The organism is Thermodesulfobacteriota bacterium (genome assembly GCA_031082315.1).
Classification (GTDB): Bacteria; Desulfobacterota; QYQD01; order QYQD01; family QYQD01; genus QYQD01.
In genome coordinates this window covers 154,280-179,355 of record JAVHLC010000005.1, presented here as the reverse complement: position 1 = coordinate 179,355, position 25,076 = coordinate 154,280, and the positions used below count along the sequence as shown (strand labels likewise).

Sequence of the window (25,076 nt, the reverse complement as noted above, 5' to 3'; positions counted from 1 at the left end):
TGAAACCCGGTGTCCAGAGGTATCTCAATCTGCTTGAAATTACTGGATTCCGGCGCCTGCCCCGGCCCCCGATCCGGGGTTCGCCGGAATGACAAGAACGCCATTTACAAGACTTTTGCAAAAGGCTCAACATTTATCTTTTTTGCTGAGCGCTGAATGCTGATAGCTGAGAGCTTAAATCAAACCGATCTCTCTCAACAGTCCCCTGGCCGTATCGAACAGGTCTTTTTTGCCCTCTTCGCCGCGGGCCTCCACATAGAATCTGACCTTGGGCTCCGTCCCGGAAGGCCGGATTAAAAGCCAGCTCCCGTCTTCAAAAACCATTTTATAGCCATCGATATCTATGAGCCGGCTGATAACCTTTTCATCGGTACCGACATTTAATCTCGTCCCAGGGGTATACCGGGATAATACCTTAAGAGTAGCCGAAAGTCCTTCTCCTTTTTGTGATACGACCACGGCATCCCGGGCGGCATAGAAATAACCGAACTTACCTTGCACCTCGGCCAGATACCGGCCCAGATTCTGATTGAGATGAAGGGTCATGGCCAGGGCCAGGATAAGCCCTATATAGGCGTCCTTTTCCGGGGTATGTCCCTTTATGGTAATACCGTCGCTCTCTTCAAAACAGACTACGGCCCGGTCTATAACCGGCTTAAATTCCTTAAACCCAACCCTGGGCTCAAAGACCTCCTCGCCCAATTGGGCGGCTATGGCATTGGCAAAATTGCTGGTAGCCACTGTCTTCGCCACCAGTCCCTTAATGCCTTTGACCTCGTGCATATAATGGTAAGCCAGGGCCCCGAATTGATTCATCTCTATCTCTACCCGGCCGTCGGTAAAACGGATGCGGTCTGCATCGGGGTCCATGATAACCCCGAGTTTTAACCTCTCCTTGCGGGCCTTAAGCGCTTCGTTTACCAACCGCATGTTTTTGCTGGACGGCTCCGGGGCCACGCCACCAAACGTGGGGTCGTCTTCTCCGCGGAGAATGATTAATCGATCAGTTGAAGCCCCGCCCAAAAGGTCTCTGATGTGTATGCGGCTGGCGCCGTGAACGCAGTCCACGGCTAGTACAATATCATCTCTCCGGCCAAACTCTTCAATGACGGCATCATAATCAATATGGTGGATGGCCTTATTTTTTCTGATCAGACCCTTCCAGACCTCCAGGGCATTAAACGGGCTTATGAGAGCGGAGTCAACGCCTTTCTCTACCGGCAGGTCTCCCTCGATGATCTTCTGCGCCTTCTCCTGAATAAACCTTGTGATCTCAGGCGCGGCCGGACCGGCGTCAGCCGCATTAAATTTAAACCCGCCGTACTCCAGGGGGTTGTGACTCGGGGTCAGATTGCAGGAAAAGGCCGCGCCCAGCTCCATAACCGCAGCGGAAAGGACACCGGTGGTGGACTCACCGGCAAAATGAACCCGAAAGCCGTGGGCAGTCAATACCTCCGCCACGGCCTGCGCAAATATCTCGCCGCCAAAGCGATTGTCATGGCCAAGCACACAGCCGCGTTCCCTGGCCTCTTCATAACTCTTTATCCCTAAGCTTGGGCCTAACGCCGAACCGTTATCCAGACCCTTGTACATATCAACGATGGCCTGAGCCACCTGGCTTACCGACTTGACCGTAAGGTCTTTCCCGATAATGCCGCGCCAGCCCGAGGTCCCAAACTTGACCGGCGATATGGGCCTGGCTTGCGAGGTCAGGATTTCGTCCCTGACCAGGGAATAAATACCGTCGATCTCCTTCTGATAAAAGGCCCTGTTATCCGGATCGGTCTCCCTTAACCTCACCAGTTCAGAAATGGCCGCGAAATACCTGCTCCCGGCATGATTGCCCGGAATGATACACTTATCCCGAATCTCCTTGCTCATCTCCTCACATCGCATCATACTCATATAGTTACCCTTAGCAGAGTGTCTTCTGTCTTATCCTTCTGGATGCTGTTCAGGTATTCCCATTCCTTGGGCCGGGTTGTCTGGATGAAAGAGATCACATCCTGTGGAAAGAGGCTGCGTTCCGCGTCGAACGCATCCCGGTCACCCTTTTCGTACCCGCCTGCCGTAGTCAGGTGGTGTTCAATAGCGGTTTCAAATGTAGCTTCCGTGTAATTTTTGGACACCTAAAAGCCTCCTTTGGCGGAGATACCTCAGTCTGGCGGTTGTATGGGCAAAACCTTATCATTGAGCTTCATCTAATACACACAAAAACGATTGTGTTGCACGCATGGCACTTTATGAAACACAAAATCGATTACGTGGATTGCCTGCAACTCAATGCTCCTGTTCGGTGATCGCGATCAGTTCGGGAAAGATCGTGACAGCTGCCCGTCTACCTTTGCCAGGGCGGCGTTCGCCTGTCCGATCAGGGAAACATGGGCGGCCCAGTCAACACGGTCGAGGGGCAGGCTGTCCGGTGTAAAGGGTTTCATGAAATAACCTCCTCGCGCACGTCGATCTTGCCCGTTACGGCCGCAGAGATGATGGCGGAACGGTATTCGAATTTTTCAGAAAAAAGACGCAAAGTCATCATCTTTCGTTTCGTGCCTTTCGTGTGTTTCGTAGCCTCTTCATAAGTCCTCACCCCTAACAGATTATCCTATCCCTCAGGTATCCTCTCAACATCCGCCTCATCGAGCGGTTCGTCCACGGCATTGCGCAGCCATGCTGGGTTGAATCCTGCTTCCGAAGTTCCCTCGACCCTGATTCTGACCTTGGCCCCGTCGGACTTGTCGGCCAGGTTTGCAATGGCCGGTCCAGCCGGCGGGGGCACAAAGCCTGTTTTGACAGGGGCTGAGCCAGAGGGTTGTGCCACATTGTGTTGAAAAACCTGGCTATTCCGTCATTTGTCATTTGCGGCTTCGGCCTCCTCCCGGATCTTCTCGTAGACATCCTTGAGGAGGTGCTGGCTGACGGCCTCGCGGAACTGGGCCTCGTTCATAAACTTGGCCGTGATTTCCTCGTTTTGGTCCATGCGGTCGATAAAGAGACCCTCCAGGGCTTTACGGAAGACGTAGCCGAAGTTCTCCATCGTGTTGGCGAGCGCGGCTTGTCGGAGGCTGCTGTCGGCTACAGCATCCTCCCGTATCGACTCGAAAAACAGTTGATCGCCAGGCTTGAACTCCGTTCCGAACCGCTCGTTGAGAATATCGATCAGCTTGGACAACTCGATCTCATCACCTCGGGCGACGCCGGTGCCCACGGACGTGGGACCCGCCACCTCATAGCGAGCGCCCGGCTCCATGGCGATTGAACCCTCGCCGATCTTCTGCAATCGGTAAAACTTGAGCGCGACGTCATCGTCAAAGTTGTAGATCGGCCCGCGGGCGCCCCTCGGCAGTTTGGTAAGCAGAAACCGGATGTATGAGTAAAGCTTCTCCAAGTCGGAGTCCTGGAAGGGGATCACCTGCGCCATGAACGAATAGAGGTTCCTAAAAGCAACCAGCGTCTTGCGGAACTCCTCGCGGACCTCTTCTTCAAGTCCGTTGTAACGATTCACAGCCGGATCGATGCACGCGTTCATCCTGGCGTGGTCGGCGGGCGTTTGATTCTGTCGCGGTTTGTAGAAAACCTTACAGAACTCCTCGACCTCGGCCTTGTAGTAGACCTGGTGTCCGTCCAATTTGGCCTGAAGTTCGTAAAGTTGCTTCGGCTCCGCCCTCTCGCCGATGATCGTCTGCTCGTAGTAGGGTTGGAAGGCCTTCAATATCTCTTCGGGCTCATTGACGAAGTCGAGAATAAAGGTATCTTCCTTGCCCGGGTGGGTACGGTTGAGCCGGGAGAGGGTTTGGACCGCCTGGATTCCTGCGAGCCGCTTGTCCACGTACATGGTGTGAAGGAGCGGCTGGTCAAATCCGGTCTGGTATTTCTCCGCCACGAGAAGCACCTGGTACTCTTCCGTTCCAAAGCGTTCGGGAAGCTCCTTCTCGCGGATGCCGTTGTTCATGCCGACTTCCGTGTATTCCACTTCGGGTGCATCCGGATCGATCACCGTACCGGAGAAGGCAACCAGCGTCTTGATCCCCGTGTAACCCTTCTCGGCGATGTATTTGTCGAATGCCTGTTTGTACTTTACCGCGTGCAATCGGCTGGAGGTGACTACCATCGCCTTGGCTTTTCCGCCAATCTTATGCATGGTGAAGTGGCGGAAATGCTCGACCATGACCTCAGTCTTCTGGGCGATGTTGTGCGGATGGAGACTCATGAAGCGGGCGAGCGCCCTTGCCGCCTTACGCTTGTCCACCTTGGGATCGTCTTCGATGGACTTGATCAGCCGGTAATATGTCTTGTACGTGGTGTAGTTTTGGAGAACGTCGAGGATGAAGCCCTCGTCGATGGCCTGCCGCATGCTGTAGAGGTGGAAGGGTTGCGGCTTACCATCCGCGCCCTTCGTTCCGAAGACCTCCAGCGTTTTATACTTGGGTGTCGCGGTGAAGGCGAAGAAGCTGATATTGGGCTGGTGGCCGCGTTTGGCCATGGTCTTGAGGATTTCCTCTTCATAATCGGGCAGCCCTTCCTCCTCGGCCTTCGCCCTGGCCTCTTCCTTGATCGCCGCTCCGGCGAGCACACCCTTGAGTTCGGTCGCCGTCTCGCCGCCCTGCGAACTGTGCGCCTCATCAACCACCACCGCGTATCGGCGCATAGGCAAATCGCCCATCTTCTCGGTGACAAAGGGGAACTTCTGTAACGTGGTGATCACGACCGGCACACCAGACCCGAGGGCATCGGCCAACTGGGTCGAGTTGATGTCGATCTTCTGGACCACGCCCTGCTTGTGCTCGAACTGGTAAATCGTGTTCTGGAGCTGCTGGTCAAGGACCACCCGGTCGGTTACCACGATGATCGAGTCGAAGACCTTTTCGTCCTTTTCGGTGTAGAGGCTGGCGAGCCGATGGGCCAGCCAGGCGATGGAGTTGGACTTGCCGCTGCCGGCGGAGTGTTGGACGAGGTAATTGGTTCCGGTGCCTCGTCCGCGCGCGTCGGCCACGAGTTTTCGCACACAATCAAGCTGGTGGTAGCGCGGGAAGATCATCGTCTCCCGCTTCACCTTTTTGCCGCCGAGCTGCTTCTCCTCGATCTGGAGATGAATGAACCTCGCCAGGATGTCGAGAAAGCTGTGCCGCTCCAGGACCTCTTCCCAGAGGTAGGCGGTTTTGTAGCCACCTGGATTCTCCGGGTTACCTGCGCCGCCTCCGCAGCCCCGGTTGAAGGGGAGAAAATAGGTGCTGCGGCCGGAAAGCCGTGTGGCCATGTAAACTTCGTCTGTGTCCACGGCGAAATGAACCATCGTGCGCTTCTTGAACTGGAAGATCGGGTCCGCCGGGTCGCGGTCATTCTTGTATTGTGTGATCGCATGCCGCCAAGTCTGGGCGGTCATGGGGTTTTTGAGCTCCAGCGTGGAGACGGGGATGCCATTCAAGGCCAAGGTCACATCGAGGGTATTGCCGTGCTTGGCCGAGTAGCGAAGCTGACGGGTCACTGCGAGTCGGTTCGCCGCGTAGAGTTTCTGTGTGTCCGGGTTCATTCCGCTCGCTGGGGCGAAGTAGGCCACGCGAAACAGCTTTCCAAAGCATTTGAATCCGTGTCGCAGGACGGAGAGACACCCCTCGTGGTCGGAATTGAGCGCCCGGCAGAGGTCGTCCAGCAGAGTGTCTTCAGCCTTCTCTTTTTGGAGGTTGGCGAGGTACTCCCATTCCTTAGGCTGGGTTGTCTGGACGAAGGAAATCACATCCTGCGGGAAGAGGCCGCGTTGAGGGTCGAACGCGTCCCGGTCGCCTTTCTCGTACCCGCCTGCCGTGGTCAGGTGGTGCTCGATGGCGGTCTCGAATGCGTATTCCGTATGTTGGCCAGGCATCAGGAGACCTCCTTGCGCACGTCGATCTTGCCCGTCACGGCGGCAGAGATCAGGGCGGTGCGGTATTCGCGGAGCATGTCTATTGAGTCTTGTATCTTCTTGGTCATAGCATCAATCCGCACTGTCTCCCGGTCGAGGAAGGCGGCAATGGAACGCTGAATATCAATAGCAGGAATCGGATGCCTGAAGTCTCTTATAAAGTCATCCGGTACGCGTTTCTGTCCGCCAGCTCCATACATGTATGCCTCGCCGATCTTGCGGAAGGTGTGGCTGATCGTTACGTAAAACAGGAATCGACGATCCAAATCCTCCAAGGGGCGCAAAACATGCAGTTCGGTCGTCCCAAATCCAAGGCCGTTTTCTAACCCCTCTCCTATTGAACCCTTACCGTTTTCAAAGCAAGGTGTAATCTTCGCTACAACGACATCACCTTCACAGAAATACGTGTATCCAGTAGATACATCTCCGAGGGGTTTCATTTGCTCAAGACGAAGCCCGCCGTATTCACAGACAGCTTCCATTGGAACAAACGAAACTTGGGTATCCACAGGAAGTCCATTGACCTCCGCCCTCGATGGATTAATCCTCGCACGGAAACGCAACCGCACAACGGGCCAATGCTCCGGAATCTCACCCAGCCATTCGATGCCGGAATCCTTCGTTGGGGCGTTGGGATCGAGCCCCTTGGTGACGGTGTGGCTGATAAGGGCGGATCGCTTCTCCTGGAGCAACTCGATCTGCCGCTGTTTTTTCTCGACCAGCGCATCAATTCGCCCCGTCTCGCGATCAAGAAAGGCGGCGATGGCGCGTTGTTCTTCTATCGGACAAAAAGGGAGAACGTTGTTGTAGGCGTCCTCGCGTGAAAGGCCCGGGACAGCGGAATCTTTTGAAAAGGAATCAAGTCGAAGCCACTGAAGGGAGTAGTACAGCCATCGCAAATCATTCGATGTGAAGCGGTCATCAATGAAGTACGTTGTGTCGATAGCAAAACAAGGAATGTTCGAGTAAGCAACCTTTCCGAAAGACCCCTTCCGCCCAACGATCAAGCACGGCGCTTTGGTGTTGGCTCGATCATGTTCGCCTACAACACCATTTGACCCATATACAGGGCACGTACCGGGAAGGCGGTCATCAGCAGCAAGTGAATCACCGTAGCCGAGAGTCGCAATGGTCTTCAGGCGTAGCATCTCCCAATGATCGGGCACCTTACCGAGCCATTGCACACCGGACTGCCTATATTTCGGATAGGACTGCCTGCTCATTCGCCGTCCCTCCCGCGTTGCTTTCGCGCGCCCTTCGCCTTCTTCTTGCTCTTTGGGGGCGTCCGCAGTTTCTTGCGCCGCGTCTCCAGCATCTTTGCGGACGTGCGTAGGTCTTCCACGTACCGCGCCTCGGCCTCGGTTTCCGCTTCCAGTCGCCGCCTTTCTGCGAAGGCGTCGTATTGTCCCTGCGCCCATTCGAGCGCCTCGTCACGACTAATCGTGCCGGGTCCGGAGAGCACGGGCAATTCGGTGTCGTGCAGGAACTTATCGAGGAACCCTTCCCAGTCGCGCATACGAATATCCTGCCGCCGCTGGGCGCGGAACTCGGCTTGGTCGAGAAACATCACGGTAATGCGGTTGAGCGTGTCGATCTCCCTGGTGTCGAGGTAGTTCTTGGCCGTGCCCACGTCGCGTTTGATCACCCGGCCGCCTTTCCACGCGGTCAGACCCATGTTGGCCTTGCCTGCGTCCGCGCGCCGTCGCACGATCTCCGCCGCCGTCATGCCGGTGGCGGCATGGTGCATCTTGTTCTGCATGGTGGCGAAAAACCGCTGCGTTTCCTCCTCGCCCTCCCGGTAGTCGCAGGCCAGCGCGAAGATCTCCCGGATGCGTTGGTAGACGCGCGCTTCACTGGCGCGAATCTCTCGGATGCGGGCGAGCAGTTCATCGAAATAGTCCACCAGCCCGCTGTCGCCCTTGAGCCGTTCGTCGTCGAGCGTGAATCCCTTGACGATGTATTCGCGCAGGCGTTCGGTGGCCCACTGGCGAAACTGGGTGCCACGCGGGCTTTGCACCCGGTAGCCCACGGCCAAAATGGCCTCGAGGCTATAGTGAAGCACGTTGCGGGAGACTTGGCGGGAGCCTTCCTGGCGAACTATTAAGTATTCCTTAATAGTTGACTCCTCGGCCAGCTCGCCTTCCGCGTAAATGTTTTTCAGGTGGATGTTTACGTTCGGAACGGTGGTCTGAAACAACTCGGCGATCAGCGCCTGGGTCAGCCAGACGGTCTCGCCCTCCAGCAGCACTCGGATGCGGTTGCCGCCGTCCTCGGCCTGGTAAACGATAATCTCTCCACCCGGGCGGGGTGTGTCTTTTTCGCTCATTCCGTCACCTCCGCCAGCATGTCCGCGATTTCCTTCTCGATCTTCTTGAGGTCCGTTTCGATCTTCTCCAGCGGTCGCGGCGGCGCGTAGTGGTAGAAGTGGCGGTTGATGTTGATCTCGTAGCCGACCTTGGTCTTGGACTCGTCCACCCAGGCGTCGGGCACGTGGGGCAGGACTTCCCGCCTCATGTATTCGTCCACGTCTTCTTTGAGCGGGACGTTCTCGTAGTCGCGGAGTTCGGGATCTGGTTCGGGGTTGCCATTGGTGTCGGTGCAGATATTTGCAGTCTCGTCCCGCTCAGCCAGGGCCATGAGGATGGCCTTCAACAGGACGGCGGGAATCTTGAGACCTGCCTTCTTGAACGCCATCTTCACCATCTCCGAGAACTGTTCGCGGTTCTTGACGACGCCCCTAGGATCGAGACGGCCCAGTGCGGAAAGGATTGCCTCTTGGAGCCTCCGCCCCTCGGCGATCTCCGCCTGTGCAGCCTTGGTATCCTTTCGTTTCTTGCTGGTGGCCAGATTTGCAAATGCCTTGGTCTCTTCAAGTCGCGCGATACGCTCCTTGTCTACAGCAAAGTTGAGCCTAAGCGGCCGCTCGACCGTGATGCGGCGGTGGCCGAAATCCTCGTTGTCGAAGACACGGATGTGCTCGGCATCCTTGAGATTCCCGTAGAGCCGGGTGATCTCATCGCGCTGATCGTCGCAGACTTCGTTTCGCTTGTTGCCGAGGGATTTACGCATCTTTTTGAAGAAGGCCGTTCCGTCCACCAGTTGAATTTTGCCCCTGCGGCCCAGCTTCTTCCGGTTGGTGACGATCCAGAGGTAGGTGTAGATGCCCGTGTTGTAGAAAAGCTGGTCCGGCAAGGCGACAATGGCCTCCAGCCAATCGTTTTCGATGATCCAGCGGCGGATTTCGCTCTCTCCCGACCCGGCCGCACCGGTGAACAGCGGCGAACCGTTGAAGACGATCCCCAGGCGGGTGCCCCCTTCCTTGGGGTCCTTCATTTTGCTGATCATGTGCATGATAAAGAGAAGGGAGCCGTCATTGATGCGAGGCAGTCCCGCGCCGAAACGTCCTCCAAAGCCCTGTTCTTCATGTTCGCGTGTGATGAAGTCGGCTTCCGGCTTCCACTCCACACCGAAGGGCGGATTGGCCAGCATGTAATCGAACTTGTGACGAGGAAACCGGTCGTCGGTAAAGCTGTCGCCAAAGGCGATGTGCTCGATGTCCTGTTCCTTGATCATCATGTCCGAGCCGCAGATGGCGTAGGCTTGGGCGTTGTAGTCCTGGCCAAAGACCTCCAGGCGGGCGTCGGGGTTGAGTTCGCGCACGTAGTCCTCGGCCACGGAGAGCATACCGCCCGTTCCGCAGGCCGGGTCATAGAGGGTCTTCACGATTCCCTTGGTGGTAAGGATGTCGCCATCCGGCATAAAGAGGAGGTTCACCATCAGGCGAATGACCTCACGGGGCGTAAAGTGATCGCCGGCCTCCTCGTTCGATGCCTCGTTGAACCTCCGGATCAGCTCCTCGAAGATGTAGCCCATCTCGATGTTCGAGACGACGTGCGGATGGAGGTCGATATCACAGAACTTGGACACGACCAGATAGAGCCGGTCGGCCTTGTTGAGCTTGTCGATGTGTTCCTCGAATCCGAAGTGCTCGATGATCTCTCGGGCCCGCATGGAGAAACCCTTGATGTAGTCGGTCAGATTTGCGGCGATGTTGTTCGGATCACCTTTGAGCTTTTCAAAGGTGTAACGACTGGTGTTGTAGAAAGGCACACCTGAAGCCCGGATCAGTTTGGCGTCAAAAACCCCTTTCCCCTTGCCGCTCCATTTATTCTTTGCTTCAAGGACCTTTTCCTTAGTCGGCTCGAGCACGCAGTCGAGGCGGCGAAGAACGGTCAGGGGGAGCATGACGTCCTTGTACTGATTTGGCCGGTAGGGTCCGCGAATGAGGTCGGCAACCGACCAGATAAAGCTAACTTTTTCACTGAAGTTGTTCATGTCTGCTCCTGATCCTGGCTCAGGGCCTGCTACTCGAAGTCCGCGGCCGCTCAGTTATCGGTAAGATGCCTACGAATGCCAACGAAACCAGAGAGGAGTATATTTAAGCGGACCAGTCCCGTCAAGGACAAAAGCTTTGAGCTTTGAGACTTAAATCAGGGCTTCCATTATGGCGTCATGGATGAGGGGCCGGAAGGCCTTTATTTTTTCATTGGCCCGGCTGGGGTGAATACGGTTGGTAAGGAGGAGAATGATTATCTCTCTCTCCAGGTCCATCCAGAAAGACACGCCGGTAAACCCGAGGTGGCCGACGCTTTTCCGGGAAAAATACCGGCCGGCGCTTGAACCCTCTTCGGATGGGGTATCAAAGCCCAGCGCCCAGGTGGTTCCACGGGGCAACTCCTGCCGTGTAAGAAAGGCCGTCATCAATTCACGGCTGAAGATTCCCGTCTCTACTTCCCCCCGATAGGACTTTAATATCATCTTAAGGAGGCCATATAACTCCTCCGCCGTGCCAAACAGACCGGCATGACCGCACACCCCGCCCACGGCATAGGCGTTGTCATCATGCACCTCGCCGCACAAGACCTTTTTGCGCCAGGGGCACTCCTCTGTGGCCGCTATCACCCCGGGATCAGGTAAACTGCGGCTGTTAAGGGGCCGAAATCCGGTAAAAACCAGGCCCAGCGGCCGGTAAATCCTGGCCAAGACAAACTCATCCAATCCCTGGCCGGAGGCCCTTTCAATTATCCATTCAAGCAGCATGAACCCCAGGTCGCTGTAAAGGGCCGCTTCCCCGGGGACAGCAGCCAAGGGTTCATCCAGGAGCCACCCGCGTAATATCTTCTTTCGTTCCCCCGGAGGATAAGCCCTTAACTGCTCAAAATAAGGTTGATAGGCAGGCATACCCGAGGAGTGGGAGAGAAGCTGTCTCAAGGTAATCCCCGCCTTGGGGTTATCCCGGCCAAGACCCAGAATATCCCCTATTTCTTGATCGATCTTCAGCTTACCATCGGCCACCAAGTTCATAATCGCCATAGTGGTGGCCAGGGGTTTGGTAAGCGAGGCCAGGTCGAAAAGTGTATCTGTCGTCATTGATTGTCTGGCTGGAATAATGGAGGCATGTCCGTAGGCGCGATGGGATAAGACCTTGGCCTCAGCCGCTATAAGGAGCACGGCGCCCGGAAAAACGCCTTCCTCCACGGCCCGATGCATAAGAGTGTCAACTTTTGAAAAGACAGGCATGTTAGCTGTTAATGCAGGCCTATTGTATGCAAGGCTCGGTCAATTCCAGCGTCCCTTCGTATCCATCCAATCTGAACATAGCGCCAATAGGCACGGCCATATTTTCCTTGCCGTGCCCAAAGGGGAAGCCCGCAACAATCGGGATATCCAGGTCCCGCAGGTTCTGATGGGCAAATTCCCACACCTCTTCCTCTTCGACCCCTTCTGTGAATTGCCCCAGGACCAATCCGGCCAGCTTCGAAAGCCTCCCGGCGAGTTTAAGCTGGGTAAAAAGGCGATCAATGCGATAGAGTTTTTCCCCGCACTCTTCAACAAAAAGGATGCGGCCCTCCCAGGAAGGCTCGTAAGGCGTGCCCAGCAGGTGAACCAGGGTAGTAAGATTTCCTCCCATAAGCCGGCCCTGCGCCCGGCCTTTCTGAATAATCTCCCGGCGCGAAGGCGCTATAATCAGGGGCGACTCTCTGGTAAGGAGGTCCAGGAAGCGACGCAGCCCATCATCAGAAAGACCGGGCAGTCCGGTCAGCATCGGCCCGTGAAATGTGACCAGACCGCCGGAGTCAAAGGCAAAGTTCAGGAGGGCGGTGACATCGCTAAAACCCAAAATGATCTTGGGATGGGTCTTAAATAGCGAGGCATCTATATGACTCAACATACGCAGCGTGCCATAGCCGCCGCGTACACAGAGCACGGCCTGGACCTCATCATCTGTAAGCGCCCCGGTTAAAAGCCGGGCCCGATGTTCATCAGAACCGGCCAGATAACCGTTTCGTTCGAATAACAGGGGATGATGCTTGACTTCAAAACCCAGGGAGACCAGAAGCTGTACGCCCCTATCAAAATCCTCTTTCTCAAAGGGGCTGCCGGTAGCCACCAGGGCGATCCGGTCGCCTTTGCCCAATCTCCCGGGTCTGATTATTCCTGAATATCTAGACGTTCTGCTCATAGATGAGGCGCAGCCCTTCCAGGGTAAGATGGGGTTCGACTGCCTTTATGGTCCTGGATTCAGAGACGATAAGAGAAGCCAGCCCTCCTGTGGCAATTACCTTGACCGGGCTTCCAATCTCCCTTTTCATGCGGGTAACGATACCATCGGCCATATCCGCAAAACCATAGACAATACCGGCATTCATGGCCGCTACCGTATCTCTGGCCATAACCGCCCGGGGTCTGGCAAATATAGCGGCACGGGGCAGCCTGGCGGCCTTGGCAAAGAGGGCTTCACAGGAAATAAGCACACCGGGCGCAATGGCCCCGCCCAGGTACTCCCCGCGTCCCGAGACATAATCAAATGTGGTGGCGGTGCCGAAATCCACGACAATCACGCCCTTCGGATACCTGGCAAAGGCCGCTACGGCATTGACCAGGCGGTCAGCCCCTAGTTCTGCCGGGTTATCTATACAGATCTCTATCGGGGACGCAATCCCCGGCCCAACCACCAGCGGCTTAACTTTCAGGTATTCCTGACAAAAGGTCTCGACCGCATAAAGCATGGAAGGGACTACACAGGAAATGGCCGCGCCGCGAATCTCAGAAATGGCTATGTTTTCACGGGATATAAGGCAGGAAAAGCTGATAAGGAGCCCGTCGGCGGTCACCTTCGGGTCTGTACGCAAACGCCAGTCTCTAAGGAGACGGGCTCCTTTAAAGAGGCCGAATACGATATTTGTATTGCCTATATCTATCGCCAGGAGCACAGGGCATCCCTTTCTTATTTCAAGGCCTTTTCCAGAAATAAAGCCAGATCCTGCGCCAGGGCCTCGATCTGATCCTCTCTTTCCCCCTCCACCATCACGCGGACTAACGGCTCTGTGCCGGAGAAACGCACCAGAACCCGTCCCCGGCCCCCAAGCTCACGCTCTGCCGCGGCCAGCTTTTTCTTAAAGCCGTTAATCTCATCCAGACCTTTTTTCACACTTACCCGCATATTTATCAGCTTCTGGGGATATGATTCCATAATCTTCGCCAGCTCGGAAAGGGGCCGCCCGGTCTTACAGATGATCGCGAGGAGCTGCAGCGCCGCCAATATGCCGTCGCCGGTAGTGATATGGTCGAGAAAAATCAGATGTCCGGATTGTTCGCCCCCAAGGTTGTACCCGCCCCTGACCATTTCTTCCACCACGTAACGGTCACCGACCTGGGTACGGACAAGGTTGCCCCCCATATTCCTCATGCACACCTCGAGACCCATGTTGCTCATGACCGTGCTAACCAGGGTCTTTTTGCGCAGTTTTTTCTCCCCGGCCATCATAGAGGCACAGATGGCCATGATATGGTCTCCGTCAACCTTATTTCCTTTCTCATCCACAAAGATAACGCGGTCTGCATCCCCGTCGAGGGCGATCCCCAGGTGAGCGCCCTGTTCCCGGACGCTATTTTGCACCAACTTTGTATCGAGGGCCCCGCAACCACGGTTGATATTCGTCCCATCCGGGTTGACTCCGACCAGGGTCAGGTCGGCGCCAAGCTCGCCAAAGACGATCGGAGCCACTTTATACGCCGCCCCATGGGCGCAATCAAGCACGATCCGCAGGCCATCCAGGCTATAGGCAGAAGGAAACGTGTTCTTGAGAAAAACGATATAACGCCCGGTGGCGTCATCGATGCGGAATGCCTTTCCCACCTCATCTGCCGTGGGCCTCAGGGAGTCAATTTCCTTGGAAAAAATAAGGTCTTCGATCTTTTGTTCCGTGGCGTCCGGAAGCTTAAACCCGCTGCCGGAAAAAAATTTTATTCCGTTGTCCTGAAAGGGATTATGAGAGGCCGAGATAACGACCCCGGCGTCAGCGCGCATATTCTTGGTAAGAAAGGCTATGCCGGGTGTCGGAAGCGGACCGACCAGGAGCACATCCACCCCCATGGAACAGATACCGGAGGCAATGGCATTCTCAATCATGTAACCCGAAAGCCGCGTGTCCTTTCCGATAACTATGCGGTGCCGCCGGTTTTTGTCCTTAAATACATAGGCAACGCCACGCCCCAATTGCATGGCTATTTCCGTGGTCATGGGATAGATATTGGCCACACCGCGCACGCCGTCCGTACCAAAAAGCTTACGCATATATCACCTGTTGTTTCTAAAGTGAACTCAAGCTATCAGCCACCGGCTTTCTCGATTTCAGATTTGAAATTTGAGATCTTTTTGCTGATGGCTGATCGCTGACCGCTGAATGCTTTTCTTTAAAAATAATTACCCTGACCGATTTCGGCTTAACCTTCTCTATCTCTACACCTGCCGGGGCTTCAACAACAGGCCGCCTCACATACGTGCCGGGACCGAGTCCCCCCAATTGCACCACCGCCCGGATATCCTGTTTCCGGGCCGCATTTCGCAGCACACTCACCGGTCCCTGCATTGATACTTCTATGTTACGGGGGTCAATCTTATACCCATAGGCCGCACCCGCACCCTCCACAGGTATAACCAGGCTTTTCCGTATAATCTTTTCTTCAACCTGTATATAGGCAGTCACCTGTGGTTCACCCACCACCCTCAGGTGATACCTCTGCAAGTCAAGACCTACTACAGCCTTCGTGCTTACACTAAGTCCTGAAATATCAATGGGCCGGGTCAAGACCTTTTTTACCTTAGCCACTTCCCTGACCGCACCGGACAAAACTACCTTAGCCGGTTTAAGTTCCACGCCCTTTAGCTCATAATCAGCGGCTATTGCGCCTTTTAACACGGCCTCAACCGGCGCTTCCCGCCGGGACAGCGGCTCCAGGACCAGGTTCACCTGGGAAGGATGAATACGTGTTACCTGGACCTCCCCCGGGAGACGGATACCTTCAGGAGTAATATGTAATGTCATCTTTCCCGGTGTGGCCTTAGCCAAATCCACCACATGGCTAAGACGCCGGGTGACCAGTTCACGCACCAGACTACGCGGCCCATAGATACGCACATCTATCGCGCCGCTAAACTCATTGCTGATAACCAGATCATCAGGCATGTTAACCAATTCCAGGGGGACACTAAGACTTACCTCGGCCTTTTCCTCCCCCACCACAAAGAACCACAAAAATAGGGCAAACGCCAGGGCTAAGAGCTTAAGCCCGATATTCTTTCTCCAGAATCTCTGCGTCTTGCCGGCCTTCATTTTTTAATCTTTGTACCCATGAGTTTCTTCCACCACTGCCTGCCGTCCTTTTCCTCTCTCCAGATACCCTGAAGCATATTTCTTAAGGTCGCAGCGTCGAGATCGCGTGTTATTTTGCTGTCAATAGCCGCAGAGATAGTCCCGGTCTCCTCCGAGACCACTACTACCACCGCATCGGTATGCTCGGTCAGGCCGACTGCAGCCCGGTGGCGCGTACCTAATTTTTTGCTCAAAAAAGGGTTGGTGGAAAGAGGCAAAAAACACCCCGCATGCGAGATGCGGCCATTACGAATGATGACTGCTCCATCATGTATGGGTGAGGTCGGATAAAAGATACTCAAGAGTATCTCCCGGCTGACCCGGGCATCGATGGGCACGCCGGATTCCAGGTAGTCCTTCAGGCCGGCCTCCCTCTCGATAGCTATTAATCCACCAATTCCCTTATTCGACAGCGATACAGCCGACCGGACCACCTCTTCCAAAATTTGCAGCGTGGCTGTATCTGCCTTTAGAAACGGGGTACGGCCGACCTGCATTAAGGCCCGGCGAATGTCATCCTGAAAAATGATGACCACTAAAAGAAAAAAGGAGCTTAAAAAGGTGCCGAGCAGCCAGTGCAGGGTTTGCAGTCCCACCTCGCGCGCCATGAAATAGAAAACGACCAGAATAGCCAGGCCGGCCACCATCTGCACTGCCCGGGTACCGCGAATAAAAAGGATTATCTCATAGATAATAAAGGCTACCAGCAAGATGTCCAGGACATCCTGCCAGCGCAATGTAGTCAAATATTCAATCATTTTCCTGCGTGCTTTCTATCATTATAGCTAATGGCTGACTGCTGTATGCTGAACGCTGCCCTTTCTGATGGCTTCTACTATGCGGACCGTGTATACGGCAGAACGCACATCATGTACCCGCACTATATGCGCGCCCTCCCAGACACCCACAGCCACTACGGCCTGCGTAGCCCCATCCCTTTCCCCAACGTCGATATCCAATATCTTGCCTATAAAACTCTTGCGTGACGGCCCGATCAGGATGGGCCGCCCCAGTTCCTGAAAAGCAGAGATAGACCGAAGAAGCATTAAGTTGTGATCCGCGTTCTTGCCAAAGCCGATGCCGGGATCGAGAATAAATCTATTTCTATCCATCCCCCTTGTCTCAGCCCAGGCCAGGCGTTCACGCAAAAAAGCCATTACTTCCCCCACCACATCGTCATAATAAGGCATTACCTGCATGTCTTGCGGCATTCCCTGCATGTGCATAAGAATGGCCGGGACCTGATGTTTGAGAAGCACATCAACCATGGCCGGGTCATAACGCAGCGCCGTAACATCGTTGACTATGTCCGCGCCGGCAGAAACGGCTGCACCGGCTACTTCGGCCTTATAAGTATCTATAGAGAGCAGGACATCCCATCGTCTTCGGATAGCCTCTATCACGGGCACCACCCGGGACAGTTCTTCCCGGACGGAGACAGGCTGCGCAAAAGGACGGGTGGATTCTCCGCCTACGTCAATGATGTCCACCCCGGCCCCAATCATATCTTCCGCGTGCTTAAGGGCCGCATCCGGCGCCGTATAGCGTCCGCCGTCAGAAAATGAATCCGGCGTGACATTAAGTATGCCCATTACATAGGTCTTTACACCAAAGGACAGCACCCTGCCCTTGCAGACCAATGTCAAACCCTCTTCATCCATGATAACCAAAAGACACCCGGCCATAGGCCGACCGTAGGCCGGATACTTTAACTAGGCTCCATCCGGAAACTCAAGGATTCCGGACGGAGCAATCAGCACTCAGCTATCAGCGTTCAGCTTAATGTGTTGCTTGTCTTAGATTTTTGCTGACAGCTAATCGCTGATCGCTGAAAGCGTGAAGCCGTAAACAGTAATTTCCGGATGAACACTAAATAAATGTAAGGAAGGTCCCTTACTATAGGCACACTGGCCATTAGTCATCGGTCATCGGTTCAGTGTGGAAGGCTGACCATTCTTACCAGTGCCAACTGACCATTGACTAATGACATCCGGTATAAGCGGATCTGGCGTTAAGCTGCTGTCGGCTCTCTTCTTCCGTTTAACCCTAAGATATTGTCGATGTCTCCCGCATCCAGCGACTCCCGTTCCAGTAAGGAGGCGGCCAGCTTATGCAGGGACTGTATATTCTCATGGATAATGTCTTTAGCGCGTTGATAACTTTCCGTTACCAGCCGTTTAATCTCCTCATCAATCCGAACCGCTGTTGCCTCGCTATAATCCTTGTGCTGAGCTATTTCCTTACCCAAAAAGATGTGCTCTTCCTTCTTGCCAAAAGACAGCGGCCCCATATCTTCGCTCATACCCCAGTTACAAACCATCTTACGTGCCAATTCGGTAGCCCGTTCGATATCATTGCCGGCGCCGGTAGTAAACTGTTTTAAAACAAGCTCCTCGGCCGCCCGTCCTCCCAGGAGAATGACGAGATTATTAATCAGATAGTCCTTTTGATAGGTATGCCTCTCATCAATAGGTAGTTGTTGGGTAAGACCCAGTGCCCTGCCGCGGGGAATGATGGTTACTTTATGGATGGGATCAGCCCCGGGCAGGAGTTTAGCTACCAGGGCATGGCCGGCTTCATGAAAGGCGGTTATGCGTTTTTCTTCCTCAGTGATGATCATACTACGCCTCTCCGTGCCCATCATGACCTTGTCCTTGGCCTCCTCAAAATCAGACATCTGGAGTTTTTCCTTATTCTTCCGGGCTGCGAGTAAGGCTGCCTCATTAACCATGTTTTCCAGATCCGCTCCGCTGAAGCCGGGCGTGCCCCGCGCCAGGACGCTCAAATTCACATCACTATCCATGGGCATATTTCGCGAATGCACTCTCAAAATACCTTCACGGCCGCGGATATCAGGTGTGGGTACGACTATCTGCCTGTCAAACCGGCCGGGCCTGAGCAAGGCCGGGTCAAGGACATCCGGCCTGTTGGTGGCCGCGACGATAATAACCCCCTCATTCGACTCAAACCCGTCCATCTCTACGAGAAGCTGATTTAGGGTCTGTTCCCTTTCATCATGGCCTCCTCCCAGTCCGGCGCCCCGGTGGCGGCCCACCGCGTCGATCTCATCGATGAAAATAATGCACGGGGCGTTTTTCTTCCCCTGCACAAAGAGGTCTCGTACTCTGGAGGCGCCCACACCTACAAACATTTCCACAAAATCAGAACCGCTTATGCTGAAAAAAGGTACTCCGGCTTCTCCGGCTATGGCCTTAGCCAGTAAGGTCTTCCCCGTCCCCGGCGCTCCCATAAGGAGCACGCCTTTGGGAATTCGTCCTCCGAGACGCGTGAACCTTTTGGGATCTTTCAAAAAATCGATAATCTCGGACAGCTCCTCCTTGGCCTCATCTATACCTGCTACATCGGCAAATGTTGTCTTGACAGTCTGGCCGGAAAGGAGTCTGGCCCGGCTCTTGCCAAAAGAAAGGGCCTTGCCGCCCCCGGCCTGCATCTGACGCATAAAAAATATCCAGACCCCTATGAGAAGCAGCATGGGCAGCCATGAGATAATAAGTGTCCAATACCATGGGGATTCTTCCGCCGGTTTTACCGCTATTTTGACGCTAGCCTGCCGCAGAATTTTAACCAGGTCAACATCCTTCGGGGCATACGTCTTGAAGGCCCGGCCATTAACATACTGCCCATGGATGCGCTCTCCCTGCACCGTTACCCGCGACACCTCTCCCTTTTCCACCTTATCCAGAAAGTCGCTATAGGTTACCTCACTGCTATCCTCTCCCGGACGATTGAAGAATTGAAACAAAAGGATCATTACCAGGCCGATAACCAGCCAGAGAGATAAATTTTTATAAAACGTATTCAAAAAGTCCTCCCCTGCTCTGCTTCTCAGTAAGATTTAATAGGGACGCAGATTTTCGCCGATACCCGCAGCACAGTAATTTCGAAATTCGAAATTTAAAAAGTAAAATCTGCGTTCATCTGCGTCCAAAAAAGAATTTCACCTTTAAACTAAGGGAAAATGCCATTTTTTGCAAGCAAAACATATGCCCTCGTGCCCTCAGCAGCTATTTAGCCACCAAGGCACTAAGATTATAGAATAATTCTCTTAATGTCACACTCATTCTTTGTGTCTTGGTGCCTTTGTGGCTAAACAGGCACCTTAGTCTAGTGAAACCCTGAGTATCTGTTCTGTCTTTTCGGTAAGTTTAAACCGTTCATCAACCCGCCATCCAGGTATCCCCACAATCTGACCGCCTTGCTCAATTATGGGTATTTTTGACCTGAGAGGCCGTGGTATTTTTTTGTTAATAAAATAGTCCTTGACCTTTTGACTGCCGCCCATGCCGTCTGGATAAAACCGGTCACCCGGCCGGAAACTACGCACCGCCAGGGGAAAAAAGATCCGCCCATAATCAAAATATGAAGCGGAGCGTGATTTGTCATCAAAAGAAGCGCCCAATCCCTCCATTAATTCAAAAGAAATAGTTCGCCCTATCTCCGGCAAAAAGTACCTCCCTGGGCCGTTTATCTCATATAAAAAATCTTTTGGCATCTTATCGATCTTCTTCCGGCTAAATCTCAACTCCTGATAAATCCTCTCTACTGTTACTTCGCCGGGCAGAGAAATCCTTCTATAAGGGCCGTCTTTCATGGCCAGGGATTGAATAGATTCCAGATGCCTGAACCCGATGTCCTTCAATCTTGTCCCGCTTAATTCAAGGCCCTTTTGCATGACCCTCATCTGAATCGGCCTTGGAATTTCCTGATAACGCCTCAAATCCAGCGCTATCACCTGTCCCTCCGGTCCTTCTTCCAATTTAGCGAGGCCTGTCCAAGCCTCCTCAGCCATACTCGCCAGCAGGGTCTCATCCTCCCGCAGTATGGAAGCAGTCTGAAGCAAGATTCGACGGATGCGCGGATTAAAATTGGTTTCCAGCATGGGCAATAAATCATGCCGGATACGATTCCGCAGGAAACCCCGAGCCTCGTTTGAACTATCAATCCGAAAAGAAAATTTATTAGCCGTTAGATAAGATAAAATATCGGCTCGCGAGGCCTCGAGCAAAGGCCTGATAAATATCCCTTCCCGGATAAAGGGCATGCCGGATAGCCCCTTGGCCCCGGCCCCCCGGATCAATCGCAATAAAAATTCCTCGGCCTGGTCATCGGCCGTATGTCCCATGGCTACCCTCCGGGCCCCTGTCTTCTCCGCTACTTCCCGCAAAAACTTATAACGAAGTTCGCGGCAGGCCTCTTCCAGAGAAAGTCCTTCTTTCTCTTTTAAGGCCAGGGCATTGCCCTGGCCCGTATGAAAAGGCAAGCCGAGTTCCTCGGCCAGGTTTCCGACAAAAATGGCATCTTCTGCAGATTCTCTCCCGCGGAGGCCATGATCAAAATGGGCAATGGAAAGGTTGAGTGGACTGGTCTCTCTCAGTTCGCACAGGAGATGGAGCAGGGCCACCGAATCCGGGCCGCCGGAGACTGCCGCCACCACGTTATCCCCGGCACGAAACATGCCGTATCGGGCCACCGTCTTCCGAAATATGGATATTAAGGGTACTTGTTTCTCTTTCACTTAGGCTAAATATAATCTTTTTGCCCAATGCTGACAAGAAGAGGATTCTCTGCGGATGGGTCCATAAGCGAATATGGCTGTTGACAACTTGGTAAAAAATAAAATTTTACCGCAAAGAACGCCGAGCACGCCGAGATAGCTATTGAATAGTTTATAGTTTTTCTCTGCGGACTCTGCGTGCTCGGCGGTGAAAAGGCTTTCTTACGAGAACGTCACTGTTGGGAAATTAAAAAGCCGGCAAGACATGCCGGCTTTTTAGAACCATTGTTTCAACGTTATGCCATTAATGTCCGCCAGTCGCAATTAAACCTGATGCGGCGGCAGACAGGACAATGACCTCAAGTAGGGCCAGCACGGCATAAACAATGTCCTTTTTCCGCAACAAGGTGGGGATGATAGCGGCATAACAGATGATCGTTACACCGGCCAGCAGGACTATGCCGATGAAGTTTAAAAAATCACCCTTACCCAGTTGGGAAGTCCACCACCAGCCCGGGGTAATATTGGCCGCCTGAAGGTAATCATGGACATTCATAGACCAATATCGACTTAAGTCTTCTACCGGTATATATGGTTCAAAGATACCCAAGACGTACACAACAAAGGTTATAACCAGGATTCCAAGTCCTGCGAGCATGCCCTTTTCAAGGACACTGGCATATACAACTTGTTCCTCGGCTGCTCTCGGTTTCTTTATCGCATTGGTTGCCATTAGACGTCGCCTCCTTAATATCTCATTAAAAAAGTGTTATCCCTAATCCCTTGGTCAGGGCCTTGAGTCCGGCAAAGGCCAGAATGCCGATAACCATCCAGCGGATAAAGGTGGGCTTTGCCTTGGCCAGGATCTTAACCCCGATCAAAGATCCCAGCATGATGCCGATCAAACTCGGAACTACCATCATCGGTATGACACAGCCTTTATTCAAATAAATCCACGCGGCCGAGGTGTCGGTGATGGATAAGAGGAATTTGCTCGTAGCCACGCTGATCTTAAGCGGAGCGCCCATCATGAGGTTGAGCACCGGCACATTCGCCCAGCCGGCACCCAGGCCAAACATACCGGCCATGACGCCAATGATGATAAAGGTTGCCAGTCCCAGAGGCGTCCGGTGTACACGCCACTCGATATCCTTACCGGTGCTTTCCTCGCGATATATGCCTGTGATGTGTAAAGCGGTGGACAGGGCATCGGGTTTCTTGACCTCGGGAAATTCAGATTTCTTGGCGGTGAGCATGATAACACAAATACCAAGAATCGTTGCCCCCAATGCGGTCTGGACGACATTCGTGGGAAGGGCCAGACCCAGCATGGCTCCCACTATGGCACAGGCCGAGGCGATTACCGCCACTGGTATAGCCAGACGCAGACTGGCCATGTTCCTCTTGAGGAGACCGGGCCCGGCAGCCAGGGCCCCGGAAAGGGCCACCAGTAAACCACACCCGCGTACGAAATCAAGGTGAAAGGGGAAAAATCCGCTGATGATCGGGACGAACAATACCCCGCCGCCAACACCGCCCAAAACAGCGACAATCCCCATGACAAAGGTGACCACAAAAAGTATAATCGGCCACTGCCACCATGGCCCGCCGGCATCCGCCGCCGCGGCCGGATCAACCGCAGCCAGCGCCGGGCTTATCCAAAGAAAGACGAGTAAAAAAATGGCAATTGGAAACAAGTATCGTTTCATTTTGCATCTCCAGTGTTGTAAAATTACAATGCGTCGTTTTATAAATGAATTGTTCTTCAATGTCAAGTATGATTTGACATCTGTCACTTTTTTGTTGACTTTTTAAACGCAATATTGAAAAGTCTTTTATATATCTGCCGGAACAGATCAGGGCTTTTCCGGCGTATATTATCCGGCGTAATTATAGTGAATGTCGTTAGTCAATAGTCATTTGTCACTGATAAAAGAGAGCAATCTTCCACAGTTAACCAATGACCGGTGACTAATGACTGACGTTGCCTATAAGCATAGACTGAGATAGACTATTATGGTTAGAGGGGGGGTATTTCGGCTATGAAAAGCGAGGAGACTATCGCCACCACCTGTAAGCTATGCCCTTTGAGCAGACACGAAAAAATACTCGTGGCCACAGATGGGTCAAGGTATAGTGAGAAGGCCTTGGATGGGGCAGTGAATATAGCTAGAAAGTGTGGAAGCAGCCTTTATGTCTTAAACGTCGTGGAACTCAACCCCGAGTTTATGTCTCTGGCCCCTGAAGCCGTAGAAAAGATGGAAAGGGATTCCAGGACCTTACTGGAGGAAACAAAAGAACGTGTTTCCCAAAAGGGCATAACGTGTGAGACCGTTATTCATGAGGGTGAGCAGCCTTATGAGTTCATTGTTAGTGAAGCAAAGAGAAAAAAAGCCGACCTTATAGTCATAGGGACACATGGAAGAACCGGACTTAAAAAACTACTTATGGGTAGTGTAGCCGCTCGCGTCATTGGCCATGCACCGTGTCCGGTAATGGTCATTCCTCTTCGAGGATCGGTTGGTCTGAAAAATATACTCGTGGCCACGGATGGTTCAATATATGCTGAAGCGGCCGTGAAGGAGGCCATAAGTATTGCCGCAGCCTGCGACAGCAAACTTAGTGCAGTGTGTGTAGTTAAAGGCCAGAGACCTACAAAATACACGAGTGAAGCAGAAAAAATCGTTGAAAGGGTCGTAAAGGGCGCCGCCAAATCCAATATCCAAGCCGAAGGAATAGTCCGTGAAGGCGAGCCCTATGAGGTTATAGCGGATCTGGCCAGGGAGAAAAAGGTTGATATTATTATAATGGGCAGATACGGCCGGACCGGACTGACCAAACTATTAATGGGAAGCGTCACCAAAAGAGTAATCGGCCATGCATCCTGTGCAGTGCTGGTAATTCCGGGAAGTATATAACCGTCCTATAGCTAACCATGATATGTTAACATCATAAATTAAGGAGTTTTAGAGTACAGGAGGTATAATTCATGTGGAAAAAAGTTCTTTTGGCCAGTAACGGAGTGGAACAGGACCGCCTGGCAATCGAAGAGGCAGTAGCGATAGCTAAACGCTTCGGGAGTTCGCTCGATATAGCAGCGGTGGTGGATGTGAACGAAGAGTTTGAAACTACGGCCCCAGGACTGACTGACAAACTCAGGGCCAAAATGAAAAAAACCATAGACGAGCTGGTCGCTCGGGCTGCCAGGGACGGTGTAAAGGCTACCGAGTCTGTGTCTGTTGGTGAAGCGCATGTGCGTTTCAGTGAAAAAGTCAAGGAACTCGGGACAGATCTGGTCGTGATGGGGACGCGTGGCCGGGCCGGTCTGAAAAAGATTTTCATGGGAAGTTTAACTGCAAACGTAATCGGCCATGTGGGATGCAGTGTTCTGGTAGCCAAGGGAGAGCCCAAACGCGGTGAATACAAATCACTTCTCGTCCCCACTGACGGATCAGAGTCCAGCAACCATGCCATTCACGCGGCCTGTCGCCTCGCCAAAGAACTGGGTTCCAAGATTACCATCCTGAATGTCGTTCCGGTGTACGGTGATCAGGTTGACCTGGCCACCAAGACCGGCCTCAGCGAGGTATTTGCCGTGGAATCTAAGGCAATTATGACGAAAGCAGAACAGATCGCTAAAGAGTACGGGCTATCCGTAACCGGCATAGTGGTCGACGAAGGGTACCCCGCTGATGAAATTGCGCGTGTAGCAAAAGAGGGGAAGAGCGATCTGATTGTTATCGGGAGTCACGGAAGTGCAGGCATCACCCATGCGGTCATGGGGAGCACTGCCCAACAGGTTATCGAACAAGCGCCTTGTCCCATCCTGGTAGTAAGACAATAATTTACTCGGAGTCAATTAGGGAGTTGGGAGAGGCAGTCGGGAAGCGCCTTTCATATAATATCTCCCAACTCCTTGTCAGGGACTTAATTCTTCAAACTCTGG

General features: G+C 53.4%; 22 protein-coding genes. 2 read left to right on the top strand and 20 right to left on the bottom strand.

Translation table 11 applies throughout. The features are described 5' to 3' along the window. Positions 1 to 174 precede the first annotated feature (174 nt). The 20 genes from RDU59_06660 to RDU59_06565 form a co-directional block, all read right to left on the bottom strand. Positions 175 to 1,905: a phosphoglucomutase gene (locus RDU59_06660; protein ID MDQ7838154.1), complete on the bottom strand. Its 1,731-nt coding sequence runs from the start codon at positions 1,903 to 1,905 to the stop codon at positions 175 to 177. After that, a complete protein-coding gene (locus tag RDU59_06655; protein MDQ7838153.1) occupies positions 1,902 to 2,129 on the bottom strand; it encodes a hypothetical protein in 228 nt (75 codons plus the stop codon). Before RDU59_06655 ends, RDU59_06660 begins: the two co-directional genes overlap by 4 nt. 177 nt (positions 2,130 to 2,306) lie before the next feature. Beyond that, positions 2,307 to 2,438: a hypothetical protein gene (locus tag RDU59_06650; protein MDQ7838152.1), complete on the bottom strand. Its 132-nt coding sequence runs from the start codon at positions 2,436 to 2,438 to the stop codon at positions 2,307 to 2,309. Beyond that, positions 2,435 to 2,590, bottom strand: a complete 156-nt coding sequence (locus RDU59_06645) for a hypothetical protein (GenBank protein ID MDQ7838151.1) — start codon at positions 2,588 to 2,590, stop codon at positions 2,435 to 2,437. The genes RDU59_06650 and RDU59_06645 overlap by 4 nt, the downstream gene beginning before the upstream one ends. A gap of 15 nt (positions 2,591 to 2,605) precedes the next feature. Continuing rightward, positions 2,606 to 2,779 (bottom strand): hypothetical protein, encoded by a 174-nt coding sequence (locus RDU59_06640; protein ID MDQ7838150.1) that lies wholly within the window; start codon positions 2,777 to 2,779, stop codon positions 2,606 to 2,608. A gap of 69 nt (positions 2,780 to 2,848) precedes the next feature. Beyond that, positions 2,849 to 5,860, bottom strand: coding sequence for a type I restriction endonuclease (locus tag RDU59_06635; protein ID MDQ7838149.1), 3,012 nt, complete (start codon positions 5,858 to 5,860; stop codon positions 2,849 to 2,851). Beyond that, a complete protein-coding gene (locus RDU59_06630) occupies positions 5,860 to 7,122 on the bottom strand; it encodes a restriction endonuclease subunit S (protein MDQ7838148.1) in 1,263 nt (420 codons plus the stop codon). The genes RDU59_06635 and RDU59_06630 overlap by 1 nt, the downstream gene beginning before the upstream one ends. After that, positions 7,119 to 8,225, bottom strand: coding sequence for a virulence RhuM family protein (locus RDU59_06625; GenBank protein MDQ7838147.1), 1,107 nt, complete (start codon positions 8,223 to 8,225; stop codon positions 7,119 to 7,121). Before RDU59_06625 ends, RDU59_06630 begins: the two co-directional genes overlap by 4 nt. Next, positions 8,222 to 10,234: a class I SAM-dependent DNA methyltransferase gene (locus tag RDU59_06620; protein MDQ7838146.1), complete on the bottom strand. Its 2,013-nt coding sequence runs from the start codon at positions 10,232 to 10,234 to the stop codon at positions 8,222 to 8,224. Before RDU59_06620 ends, RDU59_06625 begins: the two co-directional genes overlap by 4 nt. Before the next feature lie 150 nt (positions 10,235 to 10,384). Next, complete coding sequence (locus RDU59_06615) at positions 10,385 to 11,479, bottom strand: serine hydrolase (GenBank protein MDQ7838145.1); 1,095 nt, start codon at positions 11,477 to 11,479, stop codon at positions 10,385 to 10,387. Positions 11,480 to 11,498: 19 nt separating this feature from the next. After that, positions 11,499 to 12,422 (bottom strand): LD-carboxypeptidase, encoded by a 924-nt coding sequence (locus tag RDU59_06610; protein MDQ7838144.1) that lies wholly within the window; start codon positions 12,420 to 12,422, stop codon positions 11,499 to 11,501. Beyond that, positions 12,406 to 13,173 carry a type III pantothenate kinase gene (locus tag RDU59_06605; GenBank protein MDQ7838143.1) on the bottom strand — a complete coding sequence of 256 codons (768 nt, stop codon included), beginning with the start codon at positions 13,171 to 13,173 and terminating at the stop codon, positions 12,406 to 12,408. Before RDU59_06605 ends, RDU59_06610 begins: the two co-directional genes overlap by 17 nt. A 14-nt stretch (positions 13,174 to 13,187) precedes the next feature. Next, positions 13,188 to 14,537, bottom strand: coding sequence for a phosphoglucosamine mutase (gene glmM, locus RDU59_06600; protein ID MDQ7838142.1), 1,350 nt, complete (start codon positions 14,535 to 14,537; stop codon positions 13,188 to 13,190). A gap of 16 nt (positions 14,538 to 14,553) precedes the next feature. Next, on the bottom strand, positions 14,554 to 15,576 hold the full coding sequence (locus tag RDU59_06595) for a CdaR family protein (protein ID MDQ7838141.1): 1,023 nt from the start codon (positions 15,574 to 15,576) through the stop codon (positions 14,554 to 14,556). Then, on the bottom strand, positions 15,573 to 16,373 hold the full coding sequence (cdaA, locus tag RDU59_06590; protein ID MDQ7838140.1) for a diadenylate cyclase CdaA: 801 nt from the start codon (positions 16,371 to 16,373) through the stop codon (positions 15,573 to 15,575). The genes RDU59_06595 and cdaA overlap by 4 nt, the downstream gene beginning before the upstream one ends. 27 nt (positions 16,374 to 16,400) lie before the next feature. Further along, positions 16,401 to 17,276 (bottom strand): dihydropteroate synthase, encoded by an 876-nt coding sequence (gene folP / locus RDU59_06585; protein MDQ7838139.1) that lies wholly within the window; start codon positions 17,274 to 17,276, stop codon positions 16,401 to 16,403. Positions 17,277 to 17,626: 350 nt separating this feature from the next. Continuing rightward, positions 17,627 to 19,438 (bottom strand): ATP-dependent zinc metalloprotease FtsH, encoded by a 1,812-nt coding sequence (gene ftsH / locus RDU59_06580; GenBank protein MDQ7838138.1) that lies wholly within the window; start codon positions 19,436 to 19,438, stop codon positions 17,627 to 17,629. Positions 19,439 to 19,735: 297 nt separating this feature from the next. After that, entirely contained in the window at positions 19,736 to 21,151 is a 1,416-nt protein-coding gene (gene tilS / locus RDU59_06575; protein MDQ7838137.1) for a tRNA lysidine(34) synthetase TilS, read from the bottom strand. Between the two features lie 283 nt (positions 21,152 to 21,434). Next, entirely contained in the window at positions 21,435 to 21,863 is a 429-nt protein-coding gene (locus RDU59_06570) for a hypothetical protein (GenBank protein MDQ7838136.1), read from the bottom strand. A 25-nt stretch (positions 21,864 to 21,888) separates the two neighbouring features. Next, complete coding sequence (locus tag RDU59_06565) at positions 21,889 to 22,839, bottom strand: sulfite exporter TauE/SafE family protein (protein ID MDQ7838135.1); 951 nt, start codon at positions 22,837 to 22,839, stop codon at positions 21,889 to 21,891. Between the two features lie 333 nt (positions 22,840 to 23,172). On the opposite strand from RDU59_06565, the gene RDU59_06560 reads away from it, so the two are divergent. Together RDU59_06560 and RDU59_06555 are read left to right on the top strand one after the other, a co-directional pair. Then, on the top strand, positions 23,173 to 24,048 hold the full coding sequence (locus RDU59_06560; GenBank protein ID MDQ7838134.1) for a universal stress protein: 876 nt from the start codon (positions 23,173 to 23,175) through the stop codon (positions 24,046 to 24,048). A 71-nt stretch (positions 24,049 to 24,119) separates the two neighbouring features. After that, positions 24,120 to 24,974 carry a universal stress protein gene (locus RDU59_06555; protein MDQ7838133.1) on the top strand — a complete coding sequence of 285 codons (855 nt, stop codon included), beginning with the start codon at positions 24,120 to 24,122 and terminating at the stop codon, positions 24,972 to 24,974. Positions 24,975 to 25,076 lie beyond the last annotated feature (102 nt).